Genomic DNA, 24339 nt, shown 5'->3' on the forward strand with positions numbered 1-24339 from the left:
CCCTTCCATGAAACTGCTGTCGGCCATTTTTTTCTGCTGCGCCACGCTGCTGGCAGGCTGCTCCGAACCCCCGCGTTTCGTCTCGACCGACCTGTCGATGGTCGACTGGGGCAAGGATTTCAGCCTCACCGACCACAACGGCCAGCCGCGCCGCCTGGCCGATTTCAAGGGCAAGGCCGTGGTGCTGTTTTTCGGCTACACGCAGTGCCCCGACGTCTGCCCGACCACGCTGTCGACCATGCGCGATGCCATGGCGCTGCTCGGCGAAGATGCCAAACGCGTGCAGGTGCTGTTCGCCACCGTGGATCCGGCGCGCGACACGCCGCAACTGCTGGCGCAGTATGTACCGGCCTTCAACCCGAGCTTCCTCGGCCTCTATGCCGATGAAAAAGGCATAGCCGCGCTGGCCAAGGACTTCAAGGTGTTCTATGCCAAGCAACCGGGCTCGACGCCGGGCAGCTACAGCATCGATCACTCCACCGGCAGCTTCGCCTTCGATCCGCAGGGCAAGCTGCGCCTGCTGTTGCGTCATGGCGAAGCCCCCGCCAATATCGCCGCCGACCTCAAGCTGCTGCTGGCCGGCAAATGACAACCTGGGAATCCCGATGAAACGAATCGCACTGCTGCTCGCCTGTCTCACCCTGCCCGCCTTCCACGTCCTGGCCGCCGAACCTGTCAAGGACGCCGCCAAGCCAGCCATCAACCTCGACATCGGCACGCCGCCGGTGATTGTCGTCAAGCACGCCCTGGCGCAGCGCACCTCGCGCCTGGTGCGCTTTTACGAAGCCGGTGAAATCGGCCTGGGCAAGGACGGCTTCATCTACCTGCGCGACAGCGCCAAAATGTCGCTGGCGAAACGCCAGATCGCGGAAAAACTGATCGACGTGGAAAACGAGGAACGCAAGGCGCTGATCCAGGCCCTGGCCGACAGCAATCACCGGCGCGACGCCGAACCTGAAGTATGGGAACTGATGCGCGAGCGCTGGCACCAGCAATGGAAGTCAGGCTGGTGGCTGCGCGATGCCGCAGGCAAGTGGAGCCGCAAGCCCTGAATTGCCCTGACTCGCCCCGAGCAGTCGATCGAAGGCCGGGAATTCAGAGCGCCTGATCTTTTTTCCCCAACTGCTTCATGAAGGCAGCCTCGCTCTTGGTCACGCGGGCAATTTTCCTTGGCCCCATGGAATCCAGCAGGCGCACGAAGTCGTCCAGCGACAGGGCGTCGGAAAGCGGCCGCTCGGCGCCGTCGATACGTTCGCGCAGAATGAACTGGCCGCTCCCCGTGAGGGCCATCAGGTAATGATGCCCTTCGCTGCGCAAGTTCAGCCTGGCCAGGGCCGCAGTGGCACGAGTCGAACGCATGTCGCTTCGATGCGCTAGGGATTGCCGATGTAATCGCGCTTGCCGATGTCGACGCCGTTGTGCCGCAGTATGTTGTACGCCGTCACCAGATGAAAATAGAAATTCGGCAGGGCGAAGCCGACCAGGTAGGGCAGGCCCTTGAAACTCATTTCATGTCCGCCGACCTTGAGGGCGATTTCCCGCTCTTCGGAACCGTCGATCTGCCCTGCGGAAAAGGACTCGACAAATTCGATCGTCCTGGCAATGCGCGCCCGAAGTTCATCGAAGCTTTGTTCGCTGTCCTCGAACTTCGGCACCGCCACACCCGCCAGTCGGGCGACCGCCCCTTTGGCGTGATCGGTGGCGATCTGGACCTGTTTCACGAAGGGCAGCATGTCCGGGAACAGCCGCGCCCCGAGCAGGACCGCCGGATCGATTTTTTTCGCGATGGCGTGATCCTGGGCCTTGGCGAGGATCGCGTCGAGATTGCGCAGCATGTCGACGAAGCGTGGGGCACTGGCTGCGTACATCGAGATAGTCATGATCGAGCCTCCATAGAGGTTTCATTCTGCCATTGTTGGCCGGGGGATTCGCGCTTCGCGCGCCCGCCGGTGCATCGCCGCGTCGGCGGCCGCCGCTAGCCCGACCGCGGCCGCGAAGCCGATGGCAGGGCAGCCGTCGCGCGCAGCAGGCGCAGATACAGGGCCTCGACCTTCTCCCGCGCCCAGGGCGTGCGGCGCAGGAACTTCAGGCTGGAGGCGATGCTCGGCTCGTGGGTGAAGCAGCGGATATCGATGCGCTGCCCCAGTTCCTCCCAGCCATAGCGCGCGACCAGGCTGTCGAGGATCATTTTCAGCGTAACGCCGTGCAGCGGATTGCCGGCCTGGGTTTCATCCATCGCCGCTGGCCGACTTCTGCTGCTCGTCGTAGCTCGACAGCGTGACGCCGGCCGCGGCGAGGCATTCGCGCAGGTACTTGACGTCGGTCTTGCCGAACTCGTTGCCGTGGTGGGGATGGTGCACCGTGAACTCGTGCCGGTTCAGAACGACGCGGAAGCGCGCGCCATGGCCCGGTTCGACCGTGGCGCCGAGGTGGTGCAGCAGCGACTCGACTTCGCGCCACTGGATATTGCTGCTGAGCGGATCGTGGAAGATCGCCTGCAGGACATTTCGGTGTTTGTGACTCATAGCCGGATCCCCTGAGTATCTCAATGGCGCAACCATACATCAGCCCGGCGCCGCGCGGCTAGTAGTCAGTCAACAAGAAAAGTCTCATTCCCTGTAGGAGCGAGCTTGCTCGCGATAAGCCGCTATCGCGAGCACGCTCGCTCCTACATCCATCGGTTTCAACATGCCTGCGTACTAGGCTCAGTGACTCGTGCCTTCCGAGCGAGTGATCTTGTTGTAGAGGTTGTACTTGCCGACCGGCTTGTCCATCGGGATGCGCTTCACTTCCTTGAAGGTCGCGGCGTCGAACACGATCAGTGCGCCGCCGTCGGCCTTGCGTTCCCACAGGCTGGCCAGCACGTACTTGCCGTCGCGGGTGAACTCGACGTGAGCGAGCGTCTTGCCCGGATCGGTCTTCACTTCGGCGACCTTCTCCAGCGTGCGCTTGTCGATCACCTGCAGCGTGTCCTTGCCCTTCGACATCATCGAATCGGTCCAGGCGTAGGGCGTGTTCTCGTGGCTGCGCATGAAGAAGCCGGGGCCCAGCGTCGGGATGGTCTTGACCGTGCTCCAGTCCTTCATGTCGATCACCGTGATCAGGCCTTCCTTGAGGTTGGGCGTGGCCATCACGGTGCGATCCTGCGCGCCCTGCGGCGGCTTGTACTGCCAGGTGATGCCCGAGCCAAGGTGCGGCATGCCGGGCAATTTCAGGTCGGCGATTTTCTTCCTCACGTCGAGATTGACCACCTGGCCCTCGCCGGCGGAGCGAGAGGAGCCCATCAGTTCGGAGTAGTTCTGGGTGAAGAAGAAATCGTCGAGCGGTTCGGAGAGGAAGCTGCGGCGCGGATTGAGGAAGCCGGGGATGAAGGCGCCTTCCTTGTACTTGAAGTCGTGCACCATGCCGACCGGGATGTCGTCGACCTTCGGGTTGTAGCTGATCTCCCAGACCTCGGGCACGTCCTTCAGCGCGGCGACGAAGCTCTGGCGCGGAGCGGCGTCATACACCGCCGAGACTCGCGAGCTTTCCTTGCGCTCCTTGTCCCACACCTCATGCACCTTGAGCAGGTTCAGGTCGGCATCGAGCAGCACCAGCGTATGCGGCAGGTAGTTGGCCACCGCCAGATATTTTCCGTCGCCCGAGACGGCGACGTTGCGCGTGTTGATGCCGGCGCGGATCTCGGCCACCACCTTGAGGTTCCAGATGTCGAACTTGGTGATCCAGCCGTCGCGCGAGGCGAAGAAAACATAGCGTCCGTCGGGCGTGAACTTCGGCCCGCCATGCAGCGCGTAGCGGCTGGGGAAGCGGTGGATCGGTTCCAGCTTGTCGCCGTCGAGCACCGTGACGTGGTGGTCGCCGGTCTCGACCACGATGAACAGATTCATCATGTCCACGCCCTTGAAGATCTCGGTGGGTTTGGCCGGCAGGCTGCCGGGCGCGAAATAGGCCACGCGCGAAGCCTTGATGTCGGCTTCCGCAAGAGTTGGCGCTGGCGACACGGCGGTGTAGATGTAGTCGGCCAGCGCGGCGATCTCTTGCTTGCCCAGGCGGTCGGCGAAGCCCAGCATCTGGGTCGCGGCGCGGCCCGCGGTGATGGTCTTGATCGCTTCCGGTTTGCGCAGGCGCGACAGGCTCTCCGGCAGCAGCGCCGGCCCGGTCAGGCCGACCCGGCCGGGACCATGGCAGACCGCGCAATGCTGTTGGTAGAGCGCCGGGGCGTCGGCAGCGGCGGCGGGAAGTGCAACAAGGGCCAGCAGTGCGGGAACAGCCCGCGCTGCGCGACGAATGCTGGAACAACGGCTTGCGAAGTCATGCCTCATGCGATGGATCATCCCTGGTCAAGATTGGCGCGAAACGTTCCGCAAAGCATAGCGGAGAAACCGCGCCCAACCTTGATTTCGGCTAACCCTTGTGGCGATAAGTAGCACCAAACGTGAAACCCGTCATGCCCGCGCAGGCGGGCATCCAGTGCCTTGTCTTTCTGGGTTCCCGCGTTCGCGGGAACGACGAATGCCGGGCTTTGTTCAGAAGCGGCCGTCGTCGAGCCTGAAAGGAAGATCCCCGGTCACCTGCTCGAAGGTAAGGATGCGCCTGCCCTTGTGGTCCTTGAGGAAATCGGCCGCATCCTCTTTGCTCACCAGCGGCACGAACTCGTGACCCATCGGGCCGAGCACGTCGGAACCGATGACGTACCAGGCCTTGCGCGCATCGACCGGCTGCAGGTTGTAGAAATCCGTTACCCGGATTGCCACCATGTCCCCGCGCTTGTGGCCCGCCGCGTACTTCGCCGGCTCGAACCAGAACTTGAACATGTCCTTGGCGCCGTCGAAATGATGCGCATGGCCGTCCTTGTAGACGATGGCCGCCACCCAATTGGGATATTTTGAAACGAGCATGCCGCACACCGGGCAAAGATCCTTCGGCCCCGGCTTCGGCAGCTGCGTCGCGCCCTGCGCCAGCGCCGCCGCGGGCAGCAGCGACGAGAGCAGGAACACGAGCAGCGCGCGGCGATTCATGGCGGGATCAACCCTGCTTCTGCATCATCATTTTCTTGCGCCGCTCCTCGCGGTTCTTGCGGATTTGCGCAACGTCTTCCGCCATGCCGAGGTAGGACTGCTTCATGGCCTCGTCGAAGTCGCCGAGCGTGCCGCCGTGCCTGGCCTGATGCACCTTGGCAGCATCCGCCGAAGCGAAGGAATGTTTGCTCTTTTTGGTCATCACATGCTTGATGTCGGCGCCGATCAGATAGCTCAGCTTCTCCACCGGCAGCAGCGGACTCGTCTCGGTGGCGCTGGCGAAATCCGGCCCCCAGATCATCTTCGGCTCGCGGTCGACATTGACGCCCAGGCTCAGGGCCAGGCAATGGATCGAGCAAGTGCCGTCGGCCAGATCGTCGCTGTATTGCACCAGCATGCGGGTGCGGTGATGCTGCTTGCGGTCCATGCCGCAGTAGGGGCACTTCGGGTAGTTGTCCAATTCCTTGTCGAGCGGCCTTGCATCGGCCGCCTTCTTCGGCGTGAACTGCGCCGGCGTGCCGTCGGTGGCGCAGGATTGCTGCGCCTGCGCGCTGCCGGCAGCGAGGCCGACGCCGGCGAGCAGGGACAGTTTTAGGGCTTCACGTCTGTCCATGATGGACTCCTTGAATTATGGGAAATGTGCACCGCAATATTAGGCGTCGCGAATGCACTTTCTCCGCGGCATTTTGCCGCAGCGTTTGTCCGGATTCCTGCATTTGAATACGTCTTTGATGCCGATCAAAAACAGGGGCATCAATGCCCCGGCGCGACATCATGCCGCGCGTCAAAACGTCGCATGCGGCGTTTCGCCGCAAGGCTTGCACTGCAGGCGGCAGCAGAATGCGCCACATGCTTTTGCCAGACCTATGCACACCATGATCACCTGCAAATCCGTCGCGGCCATCGGCTTGCTCTGAAGTGCCGACTATGGGTATTTTCTTTCCGTCCCTTCCCGATGCCGGCCAGCCCACGCGCCCGCTGTTTTCCCTGACCGGCGCGGCGGCCGCGCATGCGGCGCTCATCGGATTCGTTGCAGTCGTGGTGCCTGCCGACGAGTTGAGGAAAGTCATCGAACCCATGACCGTGCGACTGGTCGAGATTCCGCCGGATGCCCCCAAGCCGCCGCCCCAGCCAAAGAGGAATCTGCCACCGCCGTCCCCGCAACTGCTGGCATCCACCACGCCAAGCGAGGCGCCGGCCGCCTTCGCGGTGCCGCCCCAGCCGCCCCAGCCACCATCGCCGGTCCCTGCCGCGCCGATCAACATTGCGCCGGCGCCAGTCGCCATCACCGCTGCGCGCTTCGACGCGGATTACCTGGACAACCCGAAGCCCGTCTATCCGCTTGTCGCGCGCCGCCTCGGCGAGCAGGGCAAGGTGTTGCTGCGCGTATATGTCAGCGCCGCCGGCCTCGCCGAAAAGGTCGAACTCAAAACCGGCAGCGGCTTCGCGCGCCTCGACCAGGCCGCCACCGACGCGGTCAGCCGCTGGCGCTTCGTTCCGGCGCGGCGCGGCGACCAGGCCTTCGCTGCCTGGGTGCAGGTCCCCATCACCTTTCAACTCGAAAGTTAAACCACCATGCAAACCCAATTTGGCCTGATCCACTTCTGGCAGCAAGGCGACATGGTGACCCATGCCACAGCGCTCATCCTGCTGCTGCTGTCCGTCATCAGCTGGGCACTGATCGTCGGCCGTTTCGCACGCCAGCTGCGCATGAACCGCGCCATCGAACGCGCGCCGCAAGCGTTCTGGCAGGCCCGCTCGCTGCCCGATGCAATTGCCGCCATCGAAGAATCCGACCGCACCGCCCTCTTCTCGGGTCTGGCGCACGCCGGCGCGCAGGCCGCCGAGAACTACGAGTCCTCCGCCTGCCTCGGCGCAGGCGTCAGCCTCTCCGAATCCGTAACGCGTGCGCTGCGCAACCAGATGCTCTCGGCCCAGGCCAATCTGGAGGGCGGCCTCACCTTCCTCGCCTCGGTCGGCTCAACTGCGCCGTTCATCGGCCTGTTCGGCACGGTGTGGGGCATCTACCATGCCCTGGTCGCGCTTTCCGGTTCCAGCAGCGTGGTGCTCGACAAGGTGGCTGGCCCCGTGGGCGAAGCGCTGATCATGACCGCCGCCGGTCTGTTCGTTGCCATTCCCGCGGTGCTGGCCTACAACGCGCTGACCCGCGCCAACCGGCTGGTGATGGCTCAGCTCGACGGCTTCGCCCATGACTTGCACGCCTTCTATGCAACCGGCGCCCGCCGCGCCGCAGTGAAAGGCAAGACGACCATCGCATCCGCCCCCACGTCCGCCGCCGTGGCGCGGCAGGCCGCCTGAGCGCGCCATGTCATTCGGTTCCTTCAGCGAGGGCGGCGTCGCCCAGCCCATGGCGGAAATCAACACCACGCCCCTGGTGGACGTGATGCTGGTGCTGCTGATCATTTTCATCATCACCATCCCGGTGCTGCACCAGGCCGTACCCATCGACTTGCCGCAAGTGAGCTCGCAGAAAGTCGAGGACAAGCCGCTCGTAATCCAGCTCGCCCTCGATACCAATGGCCTCTACTACCTCGACGGCGCTCCGGTGCACCGCAGTGAAGTGGAAAGCCGCTTCGCCGCCACCGCCGGCCGCAACCCGGAACTGCACTTGCGCGCCGACCGCGCAACGCGCTACGAGAAGGTGGCCGACATCCTCGCCGCCGCCCAGAAGGCCGGTATCAACCGCATCGCCTTCGTCACCGAGCCCGGCCGCTAGGTCACCGGCTCAAACATCAGCCGTACGTCAATTCAAGTCAGGATTCCACAAACCATGTCGCACCCACCAAGTACTTTTGTTCGCCGCCAATTACCGGTCACGATTGCAGCCGTTCTCGGCCTTGTTTACGCCGGTAGCGCCATCGCCGACGAAGATGATGCCAAGCTCAAGGAGGTTTCCGTATCGGCGGAATCGACCAAACCGGCGGTGCCCGCCCATGTTCCCTCAACCACTGAAAGCGTGACCCGGAAGCAAATTGCGGAAAGCGTCAATTCGGTATCGTCGGCCGGAGCACTCCTGTACCTGCCGAGCGTTCACGTTCGCGAACGCTTCATCGGCGACGTGAATGGCGGTTTGGCGATGCGGATGTATGGCGTCAACTCCAGCGCCGAAACCATCGTTTATGCGGATGGTCTGCTGCTTTCGAACCATCTGGTCAATAGTTGTTGTCCCGGCCCGCGCTGGGGTCTGGTGTCGCAGGACGCCATCGACCGGGTCGACGTCATCTACGGCCCCTTCTCCGCGCTGTATCCCGGCAATTCGGTGGGCGGCGTGGTGCTGATGAGTTCGCACATGCCGACCCGGTTTGAAGCGCACGCCAAGCTCGACACCTTCGGCCAGAATTTCAGGCTCTACGGAACGGACAAAACCTTTACCGGCACGCATGGCTCCGCAACCCTCGGCAACAAAATCGGCGACTGGTCGTTCCGCCTGAGCGTCGATCGGCTGGACAACCATAGCCATCCCACCGATTTCACCGCCGCCACGGCCAAGACGGGAGCACCCGCCGCCGCAGGACAATTCACGGTGGTCACGGGTGCGCATTTCGACAACAACATCGCCAACAGTCCGCGAGTGAGCACCGCCGCGACCAGCATGGACCATACCGTGAAGGACGACGGGACGCTCAGGATCGCCTATGACGTTTCGCCAACGGTACGCGCCACCTATACCCTGAACATCTGGCAGAACACCTCGGACAAACTGGTCGACAGTTACTTGCGGGATGCGGCCGGCAACACGATTTACGGTACCAGCAAGGCCGCCGGCCCCTACCGCTATGTCCGGGTCGATGGCAAGGACTACTCCGTGACTGCCCCGAGCATCAGTTACGCCGAGGCCGAGTACCACATGCACGGTCTGTCCGTGAAATCGCAGAGCGGCGGAACCTGGGATTGGGAACTGACAGCCAGTCACTTCAATCAGAACAAGGACGTCACCCGCGCCAGCTCGGGCAACTTCGGCACCACGCCAAGCAGTGATGCCACCGCGGGAACCATCAGCTATGCGGATGGCACGGGTTGGCAGAACCTCGACGCGCGCGGCGAATGGCGGCCCGACGGCAACCTGAAAAGCCGGCACCAGGTGAGCTTCGGCTTCCACGCAGACACCTACACGACCAAGTCGGACCAATACACCCTTGCGGCGGGGCCGTGGCGAACCAGCGATGCCGCTGTGCTGAATACCAACTCCAGGGGCAGCACCACCACCCAGGCGGTCTATGTGCAAGATGCGTGGCAGGTTTCGCCCGACGTGAAACTGGTGCTGGGAGGCCGCCAGGAGAAGTGGCGTGCCCTGAACGGCAGCAACTACGCCAGCGGAAGCAACGTGAGCTACGCCGACAAGACGGTCCATGCCTTCTCGCCCAAGGCGTCGCTCTCCTGGCAGGCATCCGACATGCTGGCGCTGCGCGCTTCGCTCGGCAGGGGCGTGCGCTTCCCGACGGTCGGCGAACTGTTCAAGAACGTCGGCATTACCGTTGCCGGCACCTCGACCGCCGCCACTCCCGCACAAATTGCCGGATTCCCGGCGCCGTACAACATCGCGAAGACCAACAACCCGAACCTCAAGCCCGAAACCGCCGACTCCTGGGAGTTCACCATCGAGCGTTTCCTGAGCAACGGCCTGTGGCGAACCTCCCTGTTCGGCGAGGAAAAACAGGGCGCGCTCGTCTCCCAAACCGATATCACGACCCTGCCCGGATTCAGCATCAGCAGCGTGCAGAACGTAGATAAGGTCCGTAGCTATGGAATCGAAATGGCGCTGCAAACCAGCGACATGTGGATTCGGGGCCTCGATCTCTCCGGCAGCCTCGCCTACATCCATTCGCGGATCACGCAGAACATTGCCAACCCCGGACTGGTGGGCACCGAGCTGCCGCTGATCCCGGTCTGGCGCGCGTCGATGCTGGCGACCTATCACGTCTCCGCCGAACTCTCCGGCAGCCTGGGTTATCGCTACAGCGGAAGACAGCATAGCGGCCTGTTCAACACGGCCACCATGCAGTACCCGGACCCGAACCCGAACGTCTATGGCGGGCGCAGCAGCTTCGGGGTTTTCGATGCCAAGTTGCTCTACAAGTTGGCCAAACAATGGTCCGCCTCCGTCGGCATCGACAACATTGGCGACGTCAAGTACTTCACCCTGTACCCGTATCAGCAACGGACCTATTTCGCCAGTTTGAAATTCAACTACTGAGGATGGGATCGATGACGTCCTTGCACAAACTGTGCGCCATTGCGGCGCTGACGATAGCCGCATCCGTGCTGCCGCATTCCGCATCCGCCGCCGACGCGAAAGACAAGGCAGCGATGGCGGGAATGACCGGCATGGCGAAAAAGGCTCGCGTCGAACTGGCCGGTTCGGCGGCATTCACCAGGGAAGGCCAACTGCTGGCGGTTGCCAAGCAGGGCGATCATCTGCTGCTCTATCGCAGCGGCGATCAGGGCGCCAACTGGTCGCCGCCGGTGATTGTCAATGCGCGGCCGGAGGCCATATCCGGCGACGGAGAGAACCGGCCGAAAATCGCTTTCGCGCAAGATGGCGGCGTACTTATTTCCTGGACCAAGCCGCTCGGCAAACCCAATACCGGCGAAGTACGGCTGGCACGGTCCGACGACGGCGGTGCCAGCTTTGCGACACCCATCACCGTGCACCGCGATCGACAGGAAATCACCCATCGTTTCGAGACGATGGTCGTCGGCGGCGATGGGCGGGTGTACCTCGCCTGGATAGACAAGCGCGACCTCGAATCGGCCAACGCGGCGAAGAAGCCCTATCGTGGTGCCGCGATCTATGCCGCGGTATCGGACGATGGCGGCAGAAGCTTCAAACCGGAAACCAGAGTCGCCGATCATTCCTGCGAGTGCTGCCGGATCGCGGCAGCCGTCGATACCGACGGCGCCCCCCTGATCCTCTGGCGACATGTATTCAAGCCCAACGAGCGCGACCATGCGCTGGCCAAGCTCAGCCCTGACGGAACGCCGGCCAGCGTCGAGCGCGCCACCTTCGACCGCTGGAAAGTCGATGGCTGTCCGCACCACGGGCCGGCGCTCGCCGTGGCGCCCGACGGTGTGCGGCACGCCGTCTGGTTCAACCAGAAGAATGGCGAAGGCCGCGCCTTTTACGGCCGCCTGGCAAGCGGCGGTATCGACGGGCAGCGCTTTGTCGGTGGCGAGCAGGCGGCCCGCGCCGATATCGCCATCGCCGGCCGGCGCATCGGCATTCTCTGGAAGGAATTCGACGGCGAGCGGACGCAGTTGCACGCCGAGATCTCGGAGGACGGCGGCGCCAGTTTCAAGCGCCTGGCGCTGGGTGCCGCCAATGGCGCGTCCGATCATCCGCGCGCCATCACCTTCGGCAAGGATCTGTTCGCCTACTGGCGCACCGAACTCGAAGGCATGCGCGTGTTCCGCCTGCCATGAAACGCCTCGTCCTGATTTCCCTGCTGCTCGCCTGCGTCACCTCCGCCGCCGCCTTTGCCGCGGGCTTCGTTGCCCTCGATCGAAAATCGGCACGAACTCTCACCGATGGAGCGACGCATGCGGCGCCGACCATCGTCGCGCTGTGGTCCACCGATTGTCCTCATTGCAAGAAGAATCTCGGATTGTTCGCCGACATGGTCAAGGCCGATCCCCGCCTGCGGCTCATCACCGTCGCCGTGGAACCGCTCTCCGCCGAGGTCGCCACATCGCTTGACCGGATCAAGGTGCCGGGCGTGCGCTACGTCTATGGCAGCGATGCGCCCGAGGCGATCGCTTTCGCGCTCGACCCCAAGTGGCGCGGCGAGTTGCCGCGGACCCTGTTCTTCGATGGCCATGGCAAGCGTGTCGCGATCTCCGGCGCGGTGGATAGTGCAAGCACCCGCAAATCGCTTGGTCTCGCGGTCAATCGCTAAAAGTTGGCGCTGGCGATACGGCAATCGCATGAAGGACACTCCCTCCCGGCCTCCCCCTTGAAGGGGGAGGAGAAAACCACAGCGTCATTCATCCTGAAAACCTCGGTTCAATCCGCAGATGACGCAGATTACGCAGAGAAAACAACGAAGCGGTCAGCCCTCATGGCCCACCAGAAAGGTGATGAGGCTCATCCAGGTAATACTCTGATCCATCTGCGTTAATCGGCGAAATCTGCGGATCAAATACTTTTTGCAGCATCAATGCTCGATCAATATAAGTCGGGATTGCCAGATCATTGCCGTGGCGATCGCCGCGGTCAAGGCGAAGCCGTTGGCCGCAATGGCGGCGAGGTGGCGCGAGAATCCCGGCACGATTTCGCGCAGGCTCTCGATGCGTGCGAAGGGCTGAATCGCGCCGACCGCCAGCCCCGCTGCCGTGGCGCCAAACAGCGGCACATAGAGCCAGTAGCCCTGGTAGCCGTATTCGGGCTTGAGGATGCAGAACGGGCAGTGGTGGTTCGGGTGCTCGTAGACGTAGAGCGAGACGAAAGAAAGAATGCCGGCAATCGTCGCGCCGAATCCCAGCGCGCTCGCCGCGGCCAGTGCATAGGCACTTCGGCCGTTCCTGCCGCGACCATGGCCGTGCCACGCGGCCAGGGCGATGGCGGCGCCGAGGCTGCCGTAGAACAGCCACATCGCCGGCAGCGGCGGCAGGGCCGAGGCTTCGGCCGCCAGCGTCGGACTGCCTGCCGAAAACAGGCTGCCGCAACAGGAGGTGATGACGTCGGCCTTAAGGCCGAGAAAATATTGCAGCTCGGTCCAGGCGCTGGCGGCCAGGAGCGGCGCCAGCGCCAGCAGCAACGCGTACTTGATGCGCACCAGCGGGTAGTCGCGGGCGCGGCTGTCGACGTGGTTGATCGCCAGCCACATTGCGGCGAGAAAGAACACCGCGATCTTGGCGTTGAGCGCCGGAAAGCCGAAGGCATTGACGTTGAGCGTGCCCACCGCGCACATGGCGCCGACGAACATGCCGGACATTTTTTCGGCGTTGAAGACGAACAACAGCACGGCGGCGAGCTGCAGCGCGAGGACGAAAGTCAGCAGCGTCGAAAACAGGTAGGTGCGGCGTTCCAGCTGCAATTGCCGCTCGCTACCGCTCGTGATGTCCCAGCGCCGGATCACTTCGAGTGCGAACGGCGCACTCGCTGCCAGCGCCAGCACGCACAGGGCGGAGGCCAGCAGGAGCGCAATGATGGCGGGCTGGAATATCACTCCCACCCCCAGCCCCCCGCCCTCCGGCGGGGGTGACAGTTTGCTCGCTGCGCTCGAATCGGAACTGCTGGTGCTGGCATGGCTAGCGCTCGTGAATCAGCCTGCCGTCGCGCATGTCGATCACGCGCTGCACCACGTCGGATTCAACCACCAGCGGATCGTGGCTGGTGAGCAGGATGGTGCGGCCCTGATCGGCGAGGCTTTCCAGGATGCCCATGAATTCGCCGGCGAGATGCGTGTCGAGGTTGGCGGTGGGCTCGTCGGCGATCAGCAGTTCGGGATCGTTGATCAGCGCCCGGCAGATGGCGACGCGCTGCTGCTCGCCGCCGGAAAGCCATTCCACCTTGGCGTGGCGCCGGTGGCCGAGCTTGAGGCCGGCCAGCAATTCCTCGGCGCGATCGAGTACCTGTCGGCGCGGTCGCCCGGTCGGGTAGGCCGGCAGGATAATGTTGTCCAGCGCCGAAAGGCCCTTGATCAGATTGAACTGCTGGAAAATGAAGCCGAAACGCTTGCGGCGGATTTCGGTCAGGAAGCGCTCGGGCAGCCCCGAGATGTCCTCGCCCTGCAGCCGCACACGTCCCTCGGTCGGCCGCGCCAGGCAGCCGACGATGGTCAGCAGGGTGGTCTTGCCCGAGCCGCTGGGTCCACGCAGCGCGGTGACCTTGTTGGCCTCGATGCTCAGGTCGATGCCGTCGAGCGCCCAGTACTCGTTGTCATGGCCTTGATTGAAGGCCTTGCGGATGGCGTGGAGTTCGATCATCTCAGTCGCTCCATGACGCTTGCGTCTTCCGCGACGCATGAAACGGGGGTGTCGTGGCGCGCGCCAAGGACGACGGGTATCCGACTCCCTCCATGTCCTCCGGGCCGAAAAAGCACCGGCCCTCCTCCTTTACTTCCGGGAGTCGGATACCCGCCATCCTTGGCTGGATACGCCGGTGGCTTGGAACGGTCAAACACCCACGGCGGCACCAGATCGGGCCGGTGGGGCGCTCTGCTCCGCGTAAGTAAAGGAGGGCGTAGGCAGGGTTTCGCGGAGCACTGCTCCGCGCTGCCGAAGCCGGCTTGCCATGCAGGGCAAGCCGTGGGGCGCGGCGGCCGCAGGCCGGCGACGGGGGACATGGAGCGGAGCAGAGCGCCCCGGCGGCCCGATCACCCACCAACCTCAAACACAAGAGGAATTTCATCTCACCCCCGCATCACCGAATCCGGGTCGGTGATCGCCGCCTTCCAGATCGGCACCAGCACCGCGGCGGCGTAGGGCACCACGGTGAAGAAGAACAAGGTCGCGACCTGCACGCCGTCGATGTGCGGCGTCAACTGAAAGCGCGGATAGAGCACCGCCCAGCCCTTCAGCACCGGCTCGAACAGCGAGGCAGAAAAGTGGAACACATGCACGTAGGCGGCGACGAAGCCGACCAAAAAGGCCGTCAGCGAAATCAGCAGGCCCTCCCAGAATTTCATCTTGATCACGTCGCCGGTTTCCCAGCCGATCGCCTTGAGGATGCCGATTTCGCGCTTCTCCTCGGCCGAAAGCCCGGAGGCTTTCTCCCAGGCGAGGATGCCGAAAGCCAGGATGGCGGCGGAAAGCAGCGCCAGCACGATGCCTTCGCGCCAATCGTAGATCGACGCATAGGTGCGCAGCACCTCGTCGCGCAGGATGGGCCGCGCGTCAGGCAGAGCGGCAGCGAGCTTCAGGGCGACGTTGCGCACCTCCTGCGGATTGGCGACCGACAGCGCGATGTCCGTGTAATGGCCGGCGGGATAGTCGAAGAAAGCGCGAAAGTTCTGCTCGCTCATCAGCACCAGGTCGGCGCTGACGAGTTCGGAGGCCTGCGGCAGCACATCGGCGATGACGAAGCTGTGCAACTTGCCCGAATAGGAACGGAAGGTGATGCCGTGGTTCCTGGCCAACCCGCGCGAGCGCTCCAGCGCCGGGCCGACGACAATCTCGCCGACGGCCGGCGCGTTCTCTGCCGGCACCATGAAGGTGTAGTTGGCCTTGGTCACTGCGTCGTAGTAGTAGCCCCAGAGGCGGCCTTCCATTTTCTGCACGCCACGCAATCCACGACCCTGGCCGATCCTTGCCATGTAGCCGGGTGGAATCAGGTCGTGGCGGCCGGCCACCATGCGCTGCACGATCACCTCGGGCGAAGCCGCCAGCACACGCGCCGCTTCCTGGCGCAGGGCGTGGGTGTAGAGCGTGACCGAGGCCAGCATGAACACCAGCACGGTGTAGACGAACAAGAGACCGAGGTTGCGCGCCTTGCGCCGCGCCAGCGAAGCCAGCGTAAAGTCGATCAGGTAGCGCTGTTTGGCCAGCCAGAGCTTCATTTCGCGCCGCCCTCGTCGCCTGCCGCCGTAGCGTCAGCGCCGTCCGCAGGGGATACCGCCTCCGGGTTTCCCGGAGGCATAACTTTCAGCAATCCGGCCGGCGGCGGGATCAGCGAGCCGGTGGGGAAATGCTCGAGCGCCAGCGGATGGTCCTGGAATGCCGAATGCAGGTCGGCCTGCGAGGGATGTCGCGTGTAGCGCGCCTCGGTGAATAACGCAAGGTCGGTCAGGCGTAATTGCGCCACCAGGCGCGTGCGTTCGGCCTCGTCGGCACCGGCCGCCGCACGCAGACGGGCGGCATCGACGAAGCACAGCCCGAAGGCGCAGATCCCCGCGGCCAGCAGCAGGAATGCCCGATCAGCGGGGCGCATCACAGCAGTTTCCTCACAGCAGTTTCCTCACGGTGGCCACCACCTTGTCGGTGGCAACGCCGAGCGACAGCAGTTCCGCCACCTTGCCATCCGGGCCGACCACATAGGTTTGGGAGCTGTGATCTACGGCATAGCCGCAATCCGGACGCGTCGGCTGGCGCAGATAACCGGCGCCGAAGGATTTCGCAATGGCGGCGGTTTCCGCAGGTGTCCCGACCGCGCCGATCATTGCCGGATGAAAGTAGGCCGCGTACTCCTTGAGGCTGGCCGGCGTATCGCGTTCGGGATCGACCGAGACCATGATCATCCTGGTCTTCGCCCGCTCCTGCGGCGTCAACGCGTTGAGCGCCGCGGCGCCCGCCGCCATCGAGACCGGACAGATGTCCGGACAGTTCACGTAACCAAAATAGATCAGCAGCACGTTGCCGCGCAAGGCACGCGTATCGACCGGGCCGGCCGCACTTTGCAGAACGAAATCGCCGCCCGCCGGGCGTGCGACCACTGCGGCGGGGCCACTTCCGGATTCGGCGCAGGAAGCCAGGAAAAAGACGGCCAGAGCCGCAGCCAGGCCTCGCAGGAAAGCAGTTTTCGGATTCATTTCATTCATGACCCGCACCCGTATCGGGCGCAGAAATACGCGCATGCTGCGCACGATCATACGGCCGGACTCGCGCGCAGGGCCGCGACATAGTGTCGCAGCACGGCGGCCTCAGGCGATGCCGATTTCCTCGTCGCTGAGGTAGCAGCCGGGATCTTCCGACCAGGGATCGCCGGTCAGTTGCTGGGCGCGCACCCGCGTGTTGCCGCCGCAGATGTCGAAGTGAACGCAGGCGCCGCAGCGACCGCTCACCTTGCGCGGATGCGCCTTGAGCCCGGCCAGCAGCGGGTCGGAGGTGTCCGTCCAGATATCGCCGAAGTCGCGCTCGCGCACGTTGCCCAGAGTGTGATGCCACCACATCGTATCGGGATGCACATTGCCGAGGTTGTCGATGTTGGCGACATTGATGCCACTCGAATTGCCGCCCCACTGCGCCAGCTTCTTCCTGATGTGTTCGCCCTTTTCCGGGAATCGTTTCTGCAGCCAGTTGAGCAGATAAACGCCATCGGCATCGTTGTTGCCGGTGGTGAATTCCTTCTGCAACCCCCTTGCCCGATAGTCCCAGCAGGTGTCGAACAGCAGGTCCATCGCGTTGCGCGTCATCTGGTGCAGCGCATCGTCCTTGCGGTTCTTGTTGCCGCGCCCAGCGTAGTTGAGGTGCGAGAAATAGAAGCGGTCGATGCCCTCGTCCTCGACCAGTTTCAGCAGGCCGGGCAAATCCTGGTAGTTGTCCTGCGTCATGGTGTAGCGCACGCCGACCTTGAGCCCCGCGTCACGGCAGAGACGGATGCCGGCCAGCGACAGATCGAAGGCGCCCTGCTTGCGGCGGAACTTGTCGTGCGTGGCGCCGAGGCCGTCGAGGCTGACGCCGACGTAGTCGTAGCCGATCTCGCGGATGCGCTCGAACACAGTCTCGTCGATCAGCGTGCCGTTGCTGGAGAGCGCGGTGAAGAAACCCATGGCTTTGGAGCGCGCCGAGATCTCGAAAATGTCCGGCCGCAGCAGCGGCTCGCCGCCCGAGAGGATCAGCGCCGGCACCTTGAAGGCCTTGAGCTGGTCCATGACGCGAAACACCTCCTGCGTGCTCAGCTCACCGGCAAAATCCTTGTCGGCGGAAATCGAGTAGCAGTGCTTGCAGGTCAGATTGCAGCGGCGCACCAGGTTCCAGATCACCACCGGTCCGGGAGGCTTGCGCACCGGCCCGAGCGGCGTCGGCGCGGCGATTTCCTGCATGAACTGGGAGATTCTGAACATGGTCTCATTCAAGCCCAAAGGGGGTGGCCGGCGCATTGACAGGCGTCAACTATCGACCGGGATTAATGTGCGCGATCAAGGAAGCATCGCGTCGCCCGGGTTATGATTTCTCGCATCGACAAGCGTGAGAGGCGCAATGACCACCCTACTCAAAAACATCATCTGCAGTGTTCTGCTGCTGGCCTGCGCGCTCGCGCCGGGTTCCATTCTTGCACAAGCCACGCTGGGCATGAACGAGCAGCCGATCCACGACGCGGCGCGCATGGGCACGCGCCAGGAGGTCGAGCGGATCCTGCAGCAGTCGCCCCAGGCGCGCGACGCGCGCACCGCGCTGGGCATCACGCCCCTGCACTATGCGGCAATGAACGAGGACAGCGGCCCGCTCAAGGCCTTGCTGGCGGCCGGCGCGGCGGTCAATGCGCGCGACGGCGAAGGCCGCACGCCGCTGCACATGGCGGCGTTTTCCACGCGCACCGCGAACGGCAAATTGCTGCTGCAGGCAGGCGCCGACCCGGCCCTGAAGACCGATGCCGGGCGCGATGTGCTGAGCCTGGCGCGCAAGGTGCGCGCCGACGAACTGGCCGGCGAAATATCGCTGTGGATACTCAAGGGCTGCAAGCCCGGCAAGCCGTGTTGAAGACCGTCCGCGGCGTCCTCCTGCTGATTGCCGCCACGGCCTGCGGCGCGCCTGCCGCCGCCGCGGAGCCGCTGCCGCCGGTGCTGGTCTATGCCCCCAGCCCCTGCCTGGCCTGCATCGACTGGGCCGACCACCTGCGCAAGAACGGCTTCGAGGTCAGCATGGAAGAAGTTCCCATTGCCAATATGCCGAAGCTCAAGCGCTGGCTCAACGTGCCGGCGGAACTCGAATCGGTGCACACCGCAAGGGTTGCCGGCTATTTCATCGAAGGCCACGTGCCGGCCGAGGACATCAAGCTGCTGCTCAAGGAAAAGCCCAGCGCGCGCGGCCTGGCCGTGCCCGGCCTGCCGCGCGGCGCACCGGGGCGGGAGCTGTCCAATCCCTTCTGCGAAACGGCCTGCACCATCCTCGACAACGCCAGCCAGGACCGCGAAATCCGCCGCGAGGCCTACAACACCCTGCTCGTAGGCCCCGACGGCAAGGCCTCCACCTTCGCCCGACATTAATGCCAGCAGCTGGCGCTGCGCAAGACCTGCGACAAAGCCCCTCGCGGGGGCGGATGGCCTTGTAGGGCCGGCTTCAGCCGGCCAAAGGTGGATGGCGGACTGAAGTCCGCCCTACGTCGGCCCTACGTCGGCCCTACATCCACCCTACATCGCCGAGAACGGCTGCGGCGCCAGCATTTCACCGTAAAGCCCCTGCGCCCACTGCGCGTCCTCGCCGCGCGGTTGCGGGTCTTCGTGCTGGCGCACGGTCTGGGCGATCAGGCCGTCGCCGCGCAGGCGGTAAGTGGCGTCGATGCGCATCATTTCCATCGGCTCGGCGTCGGTATGCACATGGCAGACGCTCTCGGGCAATAGCTGCGGCGGCGACTTACCCTGGGCGCGCGCGGCGATTTCGGCGGCGGCGATGCGGCCGAGATGACTGGCCAGGTGCGCGCTCTTCGGATAGTGGCCGAAGAGCGGCGAGACCTTGCCCAGCAGGTCGCCGACCAGGAACACGCGCTCGTCGCCGATCGCGTGCAGATGCAGCGGATCGAACTCGGCCCAGCCGCTGGGCTGGCCCGCGGCATCGCGCCCCGCCAGCCCGGCTTGCCCGACCAGGCCGGCTGCCTGCTGTGGCGGTATCAGGATCGCATCGTCGAATTTGATCTCGTCGAATTCCGTGCTCAGGGTCTTCCGGAAGGGATCGATGGATTTCACCGGCGCATGCGTCAGATGCACGATCTGATCTTTGTAGCGTTCGGCGAACACGCGGTTGAAGCGCTGCATGCCGCCGCCGGGATCGACCAGGATCAGGCGGCCCCGGATGCGCCGCGTCTTCAGCATCCAGGCGATCATCACCGCCCGCTCGTATGGCGCCGGCGGGCAGCGCGCCGGCGGCGGCGGAATGGTCATCAGCAGCTCGCCGCCCTGGAATTCGGCCAGCTTGCGCTTCACGGCGTCGAGTTCGTCGGCCATGAAGCCGGCGGGAAAATGCTTTCGCGCCGCGTCGGCGGCGCGCGCCTCGTCGCCGAACCAGGCGCCGTAATCGTGGCGTATGCCTGCCGCGAGTATCAGCCAGTCATAGCCCAGCGTTCCCTGCGCGGTATGGACGCGGCGCTGTTCACGGTCGATCGCCGTGACCTCGGCGCGGATTACACGATAGCCATGAGCCTCCGCTACCCTGCCGTAGTCCTGTTGCATCGGCGCATCGGGCGTTCTGTCGACCAGCCATTTGTTGCTCAGCGGCAGCGAGCGGAAGCTCGCCTGCCGCTCGATCAGCACGACATCCAGCTCCGGCGCCAGCTGGCGCAGGCGGCGCGCGGCCGTGAGCCCGCCCCAGCCGCCGCCGACGATCAGCACGCAGCGGGCGCCGGCGGGCGGCAGGAGTTCGGGCAGGGATTTGCCGAGCACGCGCGGTGCCAGCAGCGCACCGCCGAGGCCGAGACTCGCGGCGAGAAAATGGCGCCGGCCGGCAGTGCCCAAACTGGACAAGGTCGCCTGCGCTCAGGGAATGCCGGCGGCGGTCATGGCCGCGCCGATCCGGGCGGCGATTTCCGCGGCCGGCATGGCATAGGCGAACTTGCTCAGGAACTGCCCGCGGCCGTCGAGCAGGTACATGCCGGCGGTATGGTTCATGGTGTATTGACCGGGTGCCGCGCCCGGCTCGCGCACCTGTTCGTACTGCACGCGAAAGCTGTCCGCCGCCCGCCGCACCAGCTCGGCCGAGCCGCTGAGGCCAAGGATGCGGGTGTCGAAGGCGGCCGTGTATTCGCGCAGGACCGCGGGCGTGTCGCGTTCCGGGTCGACGGTGATGAAGATCGCCTGTAGGCGCGCGGCCCGCTCGCCGAGCAATGCCAGGACGTGCCGGAACTCCAGCAGCGTGGTCGGGCAGACGTCGGGACAGGAGACGAAGCCGAAAGTCACCAGCTGGAAACGCCCGCGAAAATCCTCCTGGCTCACTGCCCGGCCCTGCGGGTTCATCAGCAGGTAGCGCGGCGCGATGCCGGCCGGCACTTCCGCCCCGAGCAGATGCGCGGATGGCGGCGCGGACTGCGCCGCCGCCAGTGGGCCGCAGCACAGCGTCGCAAGAAAAACCGCAGCCGCGGACAGACGCACCATGCTACTTCGACGCCGCGCCGCCGACGGGAAGTGTCGCGGCCAGTTGCAGCGTCAGCTGATTGAGTTGATCGGTGAGCCGCAAGGGCTCCGGGCACGGGTCCGTCGCGCGCGTCTGCGCCAGGTAGGCGGCCTGGGTGGCCTCCTCGTAGGCGTCGCCGAAGCGCTGGGTCTTCGGCGCATGGGCCAGCATCAGCGACTTGGCCCGCGCGGCGGCCGGCATCTGGGCACAGGCCAGCGCCTGGCCGTTCAGCTTGCCGAGCGCCTTGATCGCCAGCAGGCCGGCCTCGGCGTCGGCCGCAAGAGTTGGCGCTGACAGCACGGCGACAAGCAGCAGCAGGGTGATTCGCGATGGTTTCATGAGGTCTTCCTTGGTTTGCTAGATTGATTGTGGGCTCAGCGCATGCGTGGCGCGGGATCGCGCAACACGAGATGCGGCGAGGAAAACGGCGCCAGGCGCTCGAGGAAATCCAGGATTTCGAGCGCCGGCGAATTGCGGAAAAAAGTCGTCATCGGGGTTTCCATCCAGATCCTGTCGGCATACAGCCGCAGCTCGTGCGGCGTGTCGCCGACGCCGTCGCGGTTGCGGTCGAAGCCCCGGTATTCATCCCAGAAATTGCCGCGCCAGACATTGGCGCTGCCGGCGCCCGGCGCGCTGATCGCCACTGTGTTCAGGTTGTTCTCGAAGCGGTTGTCGTGAATGCGATGGCCGCCCTCCTCGCCATAGAAGAACATGCCGACGACGTTGTGGGCAAAGCGGTTGTGGCGCACCGTCAGCGCCCCGAGTGACTGCGGCGGTGCGTCGACCCGCAGCCCGACCGAGCAGTGCAGGACTTCGTTGTGCTCGACCAGGGCATCGTCGCTTTCCTTGAACACGATGCCGCCACCGCCGTCGGTCAGGGCATGCGCGACATGGTTGCCGCGCAGCACCAGGCCCGGCGAATACAGCACCACGATGCCGGTGCCGGTGGCCGTCAGGCGATTGTTCTCGACCAGCAGCCGCGGCGAAAAAATGATGTGCATGCCGTAGCGGCCGTCGCTGAATTCGTTGCCGACGATGCGGTTGTCCGCCGAGTTGGCGAAGGTCAGGTCGCGCGCGCGCGTGAAATGGTTGCCCTCGATCACGTTGTGCTGGCTGTACCAGACGCGCAGGCCATCGCCGCGCATGGCCGGCGCGAGATCCTTGCCGGTGATGCGGTTGCCGGCGATGCGCGAGCGGCGCACCTGCTTGAGATGGATGCCGAACAGCACGTCGTCGATCTGGTTGTCCTCGACCCGATGGTCGTCGCCCTCCAGCAGGATGCCGGCATCGACGTGGTCGTGCAGTTCGCCGCTGCCGGTCAGGCGCAGACCGCGCAGGGTGACGCCGTTGGCCGCGACCGAGAGCACCGTGCCGCGGCCGTTGCCGACGATGACGGCCTGCCGCCCGCCATCCAGGGTCAGCGGCCGGCTGATATGCACCGGGCCGGCGTAGGCACCCGGCGCCAGGCGCAGTGTGGCGCCGGCCGGCGCGGCATCGATCAGCGGCTGCAGCGGCAGCGGCGGCGCGGCGAGAGCCGGCAGCGCGAGCAGCGCCGACAGGCAGCCCAGTAGTTTCATCGGCCGACGGGCTCGGCCAGGGTGCCCGTCGCGGTGCGGTCGACGCTGCGCATCAGGATCACGAAGCCGATGGCGCCAAAATTCATCAGCAAGGCATAGACCACGCTGGGCACGGTCATCGTCGGCGACTGCATGATGCCGGCGGCGATGAATATGCCGAGCCCGGCATTTTGCAGGCCGCATTCCGTGGCGACGGCGATCCGGTCGCGCCGCCGCAAGCCGGACGCCGCCGCCATGGCCAGGCCCGCAGAAATCACCAGCAGGTTGAGCAGCATCGCCGCCGGACCGATGCTGCCCAGATTGTCGAGCAGCACCTGGCGCTGGCTGACAAACGTCGCCAGCACGATGAGGATGAACAGCACGGTCGCCAGCCGCCCGGTCGGACGCTCCAGGCGCAGGGCGAGCGCCGGGCGCCAGGCCTTCAAACTCATGCCCAGCACCACCGGCACGCTGGTCAGCAGAAACACGCCGCGCACCATCTGCAGCAGCGGGAAATCCACGCCCACTCCGCTTTGCATGAACTGCCGCATCGCCAAGTCGACGACCAGGGGTATCGTGACGACGGCGGCAACGCTGGTCACCGCCGTCAGGGAAATCGACAGTGCGGTATCGCCGCGCGCCAGATGGGTCAGCAGACCCGAGCTGACGCCGCCCGGACAGGCCGCGAGAATCATCAGCCCGACCGCCATTTCGGGCGCCAGGCCCCAAGCCAGCGCGACGGCAAAGGCAGACATCGGCACCACCAGCAACTGCCCGAGCAAGCCGACCACCATGGCTTTCGGCCGGGTGAAGACCCTCTTGAAATCGGCGAGCACCAGCGTCAGGCCGAGCGAAAACATGATGAAGGCCAGGGCCAGCGGCAGTAATTTGTCGATCACCATGATCGCCGGCTCCTAAAAGTGCGTCTCGACGTGCAGGGTCGGCGTCCTGGTGTGGGTACCGATCCCGGCCGGGGTACCGTACTTGTTCTTCCACCATTCGTAGCCGACGCCCGCCATGAGCGTCTTTTTCCCCAGCCCGAAGGTCTGGCCCAGATCGACCATCATGTTGATGCGCAGCAGGGTTTCCCCAACGCTGGGAATGTCATTGAAGTCCTTGCCCTTCTCGCCCAGTCGGTTGAACATTCCATTGAATACGGCGGACGTGGCCCCGAGCCGAAAGGGAATGCCCCACATGGCGTTGACCATCCAGGTGCCCTCGAAGCTGTGATCGGGATGCGGCGTGCCGGGAATGCCTTTGTGGTTGCGCTCCTTGTAGTGCAGCAGTGCCAGGTCGAGGAAACCGGGCACATCGAATTTGAGCACGGGGCCAAACACCCAGGCGCGTTTGCGCGGGGCGAACAGGGTGTCCTTGGTCGTGAGGTCGATGCCGGCCATCAGCGCCATATCGCCCACCGGGCCGAAGGCCAGCGGCTGGTCCAGTACGCTGGCAGCGGCCAGCTGGTAACGGTAGTTGAACAGGTACTCGGTGGCGCCTTCGGTCGAGTTCCGCGCCGGGTCGTCGCGGTCGGAATAGCGGCCTTCCAGACTCAGCGCGTGGAGTCCGCTCTTGCCGCTATTGACGTGGCTCAGCGTCAGGATATTTTTGCCGATGTCTTGCGGCCGGGCCGGCTCGGTGAAATTGCTGCCGTAGCGATAGGCCAGCGCCGTGTCGCTGAAATCGGCCGCCGACACGCGCGGCGACCCGATGGCGAAGGACAGGCAAGCCGCGACAACGACAACGGGATTACATGATATTTTCATCAT

At 64.7% G+C, this 24339-nt stretch carries 30 protein-coding genes; 11 read left to right on the forward strand and 19 right to left on the reverse strand.

What is annotated here, in order from left to right:
* Positions 1-7 precede the first annotated feature (7 nt).
* Positions 8-589 (forward strand): SCO family protein, encoded by a 582-nt coding sequence (locus tag RMO95_RS17260; protein WP_310451894.1) that lies wholly within the window; start codon positions 8-10, stop codon positions 587-589.
* Between the two features lie 16 nt (positions 590-605).
* The gene (locus RMO95_RS17265) at positions 606-1052 is read left to right on the forward strand and encodes a DUF1318 domain-containing protein (RefSeq protein WP_310451895.1); all 447 of its coding nucleotides are present in this window, start codon (positions 606-608) and stop codon (positions 1050-1052) included.
* Positions 1053-1095: 43 nt separating this feature from the next.
* On the opposite strand, the gene RMO95_RS17270 is transcribed toward RMO95_RS17265, so the two are convergent.
* The 7 genes from RMO95_RS17270 to RMO95_RS17300 form a co-directional block, all read right to left on the reverse strand.
* Positions 1096-1359: a hypothetical protein gene (locus tag RMO95_RS17270; protein ID WP_310451896.1), complete on the reverse strand. Its 264-nt coding sequence runs from the start codon at positions 1357-1359 to the stop codon at positions 1096-1098.
* Positions 1360-1373: 14 nt separating this feature from the next.
* Complete coding sequence (locus tag RMO95_RS17275) at positions 1374-1880, reverse strand: DUF1993 domain-containing protein (protein ID WP_310451897.1); 507 nt, start codon at positions 1878-1880, stop codon at positions 1374-1376.
* 95 nt (positions 1881-1975) lie between these two features.
* Complete coding sequence (locus RMO95_RS17280) at positions 1976-2236, reverse strand: VF530 family protein (protein ID WP_310451898.1); 261 nt, start codon at positions 2234-2236, stop codon at positions 1976-1978.
* Positions 2229-2525 carry a type II toxin-antitoxin system HicA family toxin gene (locus tag RMO95_RS17285; protein WP_310451899.1) on the reverse strand — a complete coding sequence of 99 codons (297 nt, stop codon included), beginning with the start codon at positions 2523-2525 and terminating at the stop codon, positions 2229-2231. The genes RMO95_RS17280 and RMO95_RS17285 overlap by 8 nt, the downstream gene beginning before the upstream one ends.
* A gap of 180 nt (positions 2526-2705) precedes the next feature.
* Entirely contained in the window at positions 2706-4322 is a 1617-nt protein-coding gene (locus RMO95_RS17290; protein WP_310451900.1) for a cytochrome D1 domain-containing protein, read from the reverse strand.
* Positions 4323-4526: 204 nt separating this feature from the next.
* Complete coding sequence (locus RMO95_RS17295; protein ID WP_310451901.1) at positions 4527-5018, reverse strand: nitrous oxide reductase accessory protein NosL; 492 nt, start codon at positions 5016-5018, stop codon at positions 4527-4529.
* A gap of 7 nt (positions 5019-5025) precedes the next feature.
* The gene (locus RMO95_RS17300; protein WP_310451902.1) at positions 5026-5631 is read right to left on the reverse strand and encodes a nitrous oxide reductase accessory protein NosL; all 606 of its coding nucleotides are present in this window, start codon (positions 5629-5631) and stop codon (positions 5026-5028) included.
* A gap of 52 nt (positions 5632-5683) precedes the next feature.
* Between RMO95_RS17300 and RMO95_RS17305 the strand changes: the two genes are divergently transcribed.
* The 7 genes from RMO95_RS17305 to RMO95_RS17335 are packed head-to-tail and all read left to right on the forward strand — an operon-like array spanning position 5684 to position 11932.
* Positions 5684-5935: a hypothetical protein gene (locus tag RMO95_RS17305; RefSeq protein WP_310451903.1), complete on the forward strand. Its 252-nt coding sequence runs from the start codon at positions 5684-5686 to the stop codon at positions 5933-5935.
* A gap of 10 nt (positions 5936-5945) precedes the next feature.
* Positions 5946-6587, forward strand: a complete 642-nt coding sequence (locus RMO95_RS17310; protein ID WP_310451904.1) for an energy transducer TonB — start codon at positions 5946-5948, stop codon at positions 6585-6587.
* A 6-nt stretch (positions 6588-6593) separates the two neighbouring features.
* Positions 6594-7337: a MotA/TolQ/ExbB proton channel family protein gene (locus RMO95_RS17315; protein WP_310451905.1), complete on the forward strand. Its 744-nt coding sequence runs from the start codon at positions 6594-6596 to the stop codon at positions 7335-7337.
* A 7-nt stretch (positions 7338-7344) separates the two neighbouring features.
* Entirely contained in the window at positions 7345-7755 is a 411-nt protein-coding gene (locus RMO95_RS17320; protein ID WP_310451906.1) for a biopolymer transporter ExbD, read from the forward strand.
* A gap of 54 nt (positions 7756-7809) precedes the next feature.
* Positions 7810-10233, forward strand: a complete 2424-nt coding sequence (locus tag RMO95_RS17325) for a TonB-dependent receptor domain-containing protein (protein ID WP_310451907.1) — start codon at positions 7810-7812, stop codon at positions 10231-10233.
* Positions 10234-10244: 11 nt separating this feature from the next.
* Entirely contained in the window at positions 10245-11459 is a 1215-nt protein-coding gene (locus tag RMO95_RS17330; protein ID WP_310451908.1) for a sialidase family protein, read from the forward strand.
* Complete coding sequence (locus tag RMO95_RS17335; protein WP_310451909.1) at positions 11456-11932, forward strand: hypothetical protein; 477 nt, start codon at positions 11456-11458, stop codon at positions 11930-11932. The genes RMO95_RS17330 and RMO95_RS17335 overlap by 4 nt, the downstream gene beginning before the upstream one ends.
* A gap of 258 nt (positions 11933-12190) precedes the next feature.
* Here RMO95_RS17335 and RMO95_RS17340 read toward each other — a convergent pair whose 3' ends face one another.
* From RMO95_RS17340 to nirJ, 6 genes are all read right to left on the reverse strand, one after another.
* On the reverse strand, positions 12191-13204 hold the full coding sequence (locus RMO95_RS17340; RefSeq protein ID WP_310451910.1) for a hypothetical protein: 1014 nt from the start codon (positions 13202-13204) through the stop codon (positions 12191-12193).
* Between the two features lie 82 nt (positions 13205-13286).
* Positions 13287-13964, reverse strand: coding sequence for an ABC transporter ATP-binding protein (locus RMO95_RS17345; RefSeq protein ID WP_310451911.1), 678 nt, complete (start codon positions 13962-13964; stop codon positions 13287-13289).
* A 425-nt stretch (positions 13965-14389) separates the two neighbouring features.
* Entirely contained in the window at positions 14390-15535 is a 1146-nt protein-coding gene (locus RMO95_RS17350) for an ABC transporter permease (protein ID WP_310451912.1), read from the reverse strand.
* Positions 15532-15906, reverse strand: coding sequence for a hypothetical protein (locus tag RMO95_RS17355; protein WP_310451913.1), 375 nt, complete (start codon positions 15904-15906; stop codon positions 15532-15534). The genes RMO95_RS17350 and RMO95_RS17355 overlap by 4 nt, the downstream gene beginning before the upstream one ends.
* A gap of 13 nt (positions 15907-15919) precedes the next feature.
* Entirely contained in the window at positions 15920-16513 is a 594-nt protein-coding gene (locus tag RMO95_RS17360; RefSeq protein ID WP_310451914.1) for an SCO family protein, read from the reverse strand.
* Between the two features lie 102 nt (positions 16514-16615).
* Positions 16616-17758, reverse strand: a complete 1143-nt coding sequence (nirJ, locus tag RMO95_RS17365; protein ID WP_310451915.1) for a heme d1 biosynthesis radical SAM protein NirJ — start codon at positions 17756-17758, stop codon at positions 16616-16618.
* 136 nt (positions 17759-17894) lie between these two features.
* Between nirJ and RMO95_RS17370 the strand changes: the two genes are divergently transcribed.
* Together RMO95_RS17370 and RMO95_RS17375 are read left to right on the forward strand one after the other, a co-directional pair.
* Complete coding sequence (locus RMO95_RS17370; protein ID WP_310451916.1) at positions 17895-18395, forward strand: ankyrin repeat domain-containing protein; 501 nt, start codon at positions 17895-17897, stop codon at positions 18393-18395.
* Positions 18389-18901 (forward strand): DUF411 domain-containing protein, encoded by a 513-nt coding sequence (locus RMO95_RS17375; RefSeq protein ID WP_310451917.1) that lies wholly within the window; start codon positions 18389-18391, stop codon positions 18899-18901. Before RMO95_RS17370 ends, RMO95_RS17375 begins: the two co-directional genes overlap by 7 nt.
* A 144-nt stretch (positions 18902-19045) precedes the next feature.
* Here the strand turns inward: RMO95_RS17375 and RMO95_RS17380 are convergent, their stop codons facing one another.
* From RMO95_RS17380 to RMO95_RS17405, 6 genes are read right to left on the reverse strand one after another with little or no spacing between them, the layout of a single operon-like run.
* Complete coding sequence (locus RMO95_RS17380; protein ID WP_310451918.1) at positions 19046-20371, reverse strand: FAD-dependent oxidoreductase; 1326 nt, start codon at positions 20369-20371, stop codon at positions 19046-19048.
* Between the two features lie 12 nt (positions 20372-20383).
* Positions 20384-20998, reverse strand: a complete 615-nt coding sequence (locus tag RMO95_RS17385) for an SCO family protein (protein WP_310451919.1) — start codon at positions 20996-20998, stop codon at positions 20384-20386.
* Between the two features lies 1 nt (position 20999).
* Positions 21000-21356: a hypothetical protein gene (locus tag RMO95_RS17390; protein ID WP_310451920.1), complete on the reverse strand. Its 357-nt coding sequence runs from the start codon at positions 21354-21356 to the stop codon at positions 21000-21002.
* A 35-nt stretch (positions 21357-21391) separates the two neighbouring features.
* A complete protein-coding gene (gene nosD, locus RMO95_RS17395; RefSeq protein WP_310451921.1) occupies positions 21392-22594 on the reverse strand; it encodes a nitrous oxide reductase family maturation protein NosD in 1203 nt (400 codons plus the stop codon).
* The gene (locus RMO95_RS17400; RefSeq protein ID WP_310451922.1) at positions 22591-23475 is read right to left on the reverse strand and encodes a bile acid:sodium symporter family protein; all 885 of its coding nucleotides are present in this window, start codon (positions 23473-23475) and stop codon (positions 22591-22593) included. The genes nosD and RMO95_RS17400 overlap by 4 nt, the downstream gene beginning before the upstream one ends.
* A 12-nt stretch (positions 23476-23487) precedes the next feature.
* A complete protein-coding gene (locus RMO95_RS17405; protein ID WP_310451923.1) occupies positions 23488-24339 on the reverse strand; it encodes a hypothetical protein in 852 nt (283 codons plus the stop codon).

Origin of the sequence: Sulfuritalea sp. (assembly GCF_031426875.1) — a bacterium.
GTDB lineage: Bacteria > Pseudomonadota > Gammaproteobacteria > Burkholderiales > Rhodocyclaceae > Sulfuritalea.

What these genes read in the sequence shown, in the direction of transcription:
- RMO95_RS17385 (WP_310451919.1), bottom strand. Translation starts at nt 20,998, where the DNA reads ATGGTGCGTCTGTCCGCGGCTGCGGTTTTTCTTGCGACGCTGTGCTGC.
- RMO95_RS17335 (WP_310451909.1), top strand. Translation starts at nt 11,456, where the DNA reads ATGAAACGCCTCGTCCTGATTTCCCTGCTGCTCGCCTGCGTCACCTCC.
- RMO95_RS17295 (WP_310451901.1), bottom strand. Translation starts at nt 5,018, where the DNA reads ATGAATCGCCGCGCGCTGCTCGTGTTCCTGCTCTCGTCGCTGCTGCCC.
- RMO95_RS17405 (WP_310451923.1), bottom strand. Translation starts at nt 24,339, where the DNA reads ATGATGAAAATATCATGTAATCCCGTTGTCGTTGTCGCGGCTTGCCTG.
- RMO95_RS17270 (WP_310451896.1), bottom strand. Translation starts at nt 1,359, where the DNA reads ATGCGTTCGACTCGTGCCACTGCGGCCCTGGCCAGGCTGAACTTGCGC.
- RMO95_RS17400 (WP_310451922.1), bottom strand. Translation starts at nt 23,475, where the DNA reads ATGGTGATCGACAAATTACTGCCGCTGGCCCTGGCCTTCATCATGTTT.
- RMO95_RS17390 (WP_310451920.1), bottom strand. Translation starts at nt 21,356, where the DNA reads ATGAAACCATCGCGAATCACCCTGCTGCTGCTTGTCGCCGTGCTGTCA.
- nirJ (WP_310451915.1), bottom strand. Translation starts at nt 17,758, where the DNA reads ATGTTCAGAATCTCCCAGTTCATGCAGGAAATCGCCGCGCCGACGCCG.
- RMO95_RS17300 (WP_310451902.1), bottom strand. Translation starts at nt 5,631, where the DNA reads ATGGACAGACGTGAAGCCCTAAAACTGTCCCTGCTCGCCGGCGTCGGC.
- RMO95_RS17355 (WP_310451913.1), bottom strand. Translation starts at nt 15,906, where the DNA reads ATGCGCCCCGCTGATCGGGCATTCCTGCTGCTGGCCGCGGGGATCTGC.
- nosD (WP_310451921.1), bottom strand. Translation starts at nt 22,594, where the DNA reads ATGAAACTACTGGGCTGCCTGTCGGCGCTGCTCGCGCTGCCGGCTCTC.
- RMO95_RS17310 (WP_310451904.1), top strand. Translation starts at nt 5,946, where the DNA reads ATGGGTATTTTCTTTCCGTCCCTTCCCGATGCCGGCCAGCCCACGCGC.
- RMO95_RS17350 (WP_310451912.1), bottom strand. Translation starts at nt 15,535, where the DNA reads ATGAAGCTCTGGCTGGCCAAACAGCGCTACCTGATCGACTTTACGCTG.
- RMO95_RS17330 (WP_310451908.1), top strand. Translation starts at nt 10,245, where the DNA reads ATGACGTCCTTGCACAAACTGTGCGCCATTGCGGCGCTGACGATAGCC.
- RMO95_RS17360 (WP_310451914.1), bottom strand. Translation starts at nt 16,513, where the DNA reads ATGAATGAAATGAATCCGAAAACTGCTTTCCTGCGAGGCCTGGCTGCG.
- RMO95_RS17275 (WP_310451897.1), bottom strand. Translation starts at nt 1,880, where the DNA reads ATGACTATCTCGATGTACGCAGCCAGTGCCCCACGCTTCGTCGACATG.
- RMO95_RS17260 (WP_310451894.1), top strand. Translation starts at nt 8, where the DNA reads ATGAAACTGCTGTCGGCCATTTTTTTCTGCTGCGCCACGCTGCTGGCA.
- RMO95_RS17325 (WP_310451907.1), top strand. Translation starts at nt 7,810, where the DNA reads ATGTCGCACCCACCAAGTACTTTTGTTCGCCGCCAATTACCGGTCACG.
- RMO95_RS17280 (WP_310451898.1), bottom strand. Translation starts at nt 2,236, where the DNA reads ATGGATGAAACCCAGGCCGGCAATCCGCTGCACGGCGTTACGCTGAAA.
- RMO95_RS17345 (WP_310451911.1), bottom strand. Translation starts at nt 13,964, where the DNA reads ATGATCGAACTCCACGCCATCCGCAAGGCCTTCAATCAAGGCCATGAC.
- RMO95_RS17320 (WP_310451906.1), top strand. Translation starts at nt 7,345, where the DNA reads ATGTCATTCGGTTCCTTCAGCGAGGGCGGCGTCGCCCAGCCCATGGCG.
- RMO95_RS17285 (WP_310451899.1), bottom strand. Translation starts at nt 2,525, where the DNA reads ATGAGTCACAAACACCGAAATGTCCTGCAGGCGATCTTCCACGATCCG.
- RMO95_RS17290 (WP_310451900.1), bottom strand. Translation starts at nt 4,322, where the DNA reads ATGAGGCATGACTTCGCAAGCCGTTGTTCCAGCATTCGTCGCGCAGCG.
- RMO95_RS17305 (WP_310451903.1), top strand. Translation starts at nt 5,684, where the DNA reads ATGCACTTTCTCCGCGGCATTTTGCCGCAGCGTTTGTCCGGATTCCTG.
- RMO95_RS17315 (WP_310451905.1), top strand. Translation starts at nt 6,594, where the DNA reads ATGCAAACCCAATTTGGCCTGATCCACTTCTGGCAGCAAGGCGACATG.
- RMO95_RS17370 (WP_310451916.1), top strand. Translation starts at nt 17,895, where the DNA reads ATGACCACCCTACTCAAAAACATCATCTGCAGTGTTCTGCTGCTGGCC.
- RMO95_RS17265 (WP_310451895.1), top strand. Translation starts at nt 606, where the DNA reads ATGAAACGAATCGCACTGCTGCTCGCCTGTCTCACCCTGCCCGCCTTC.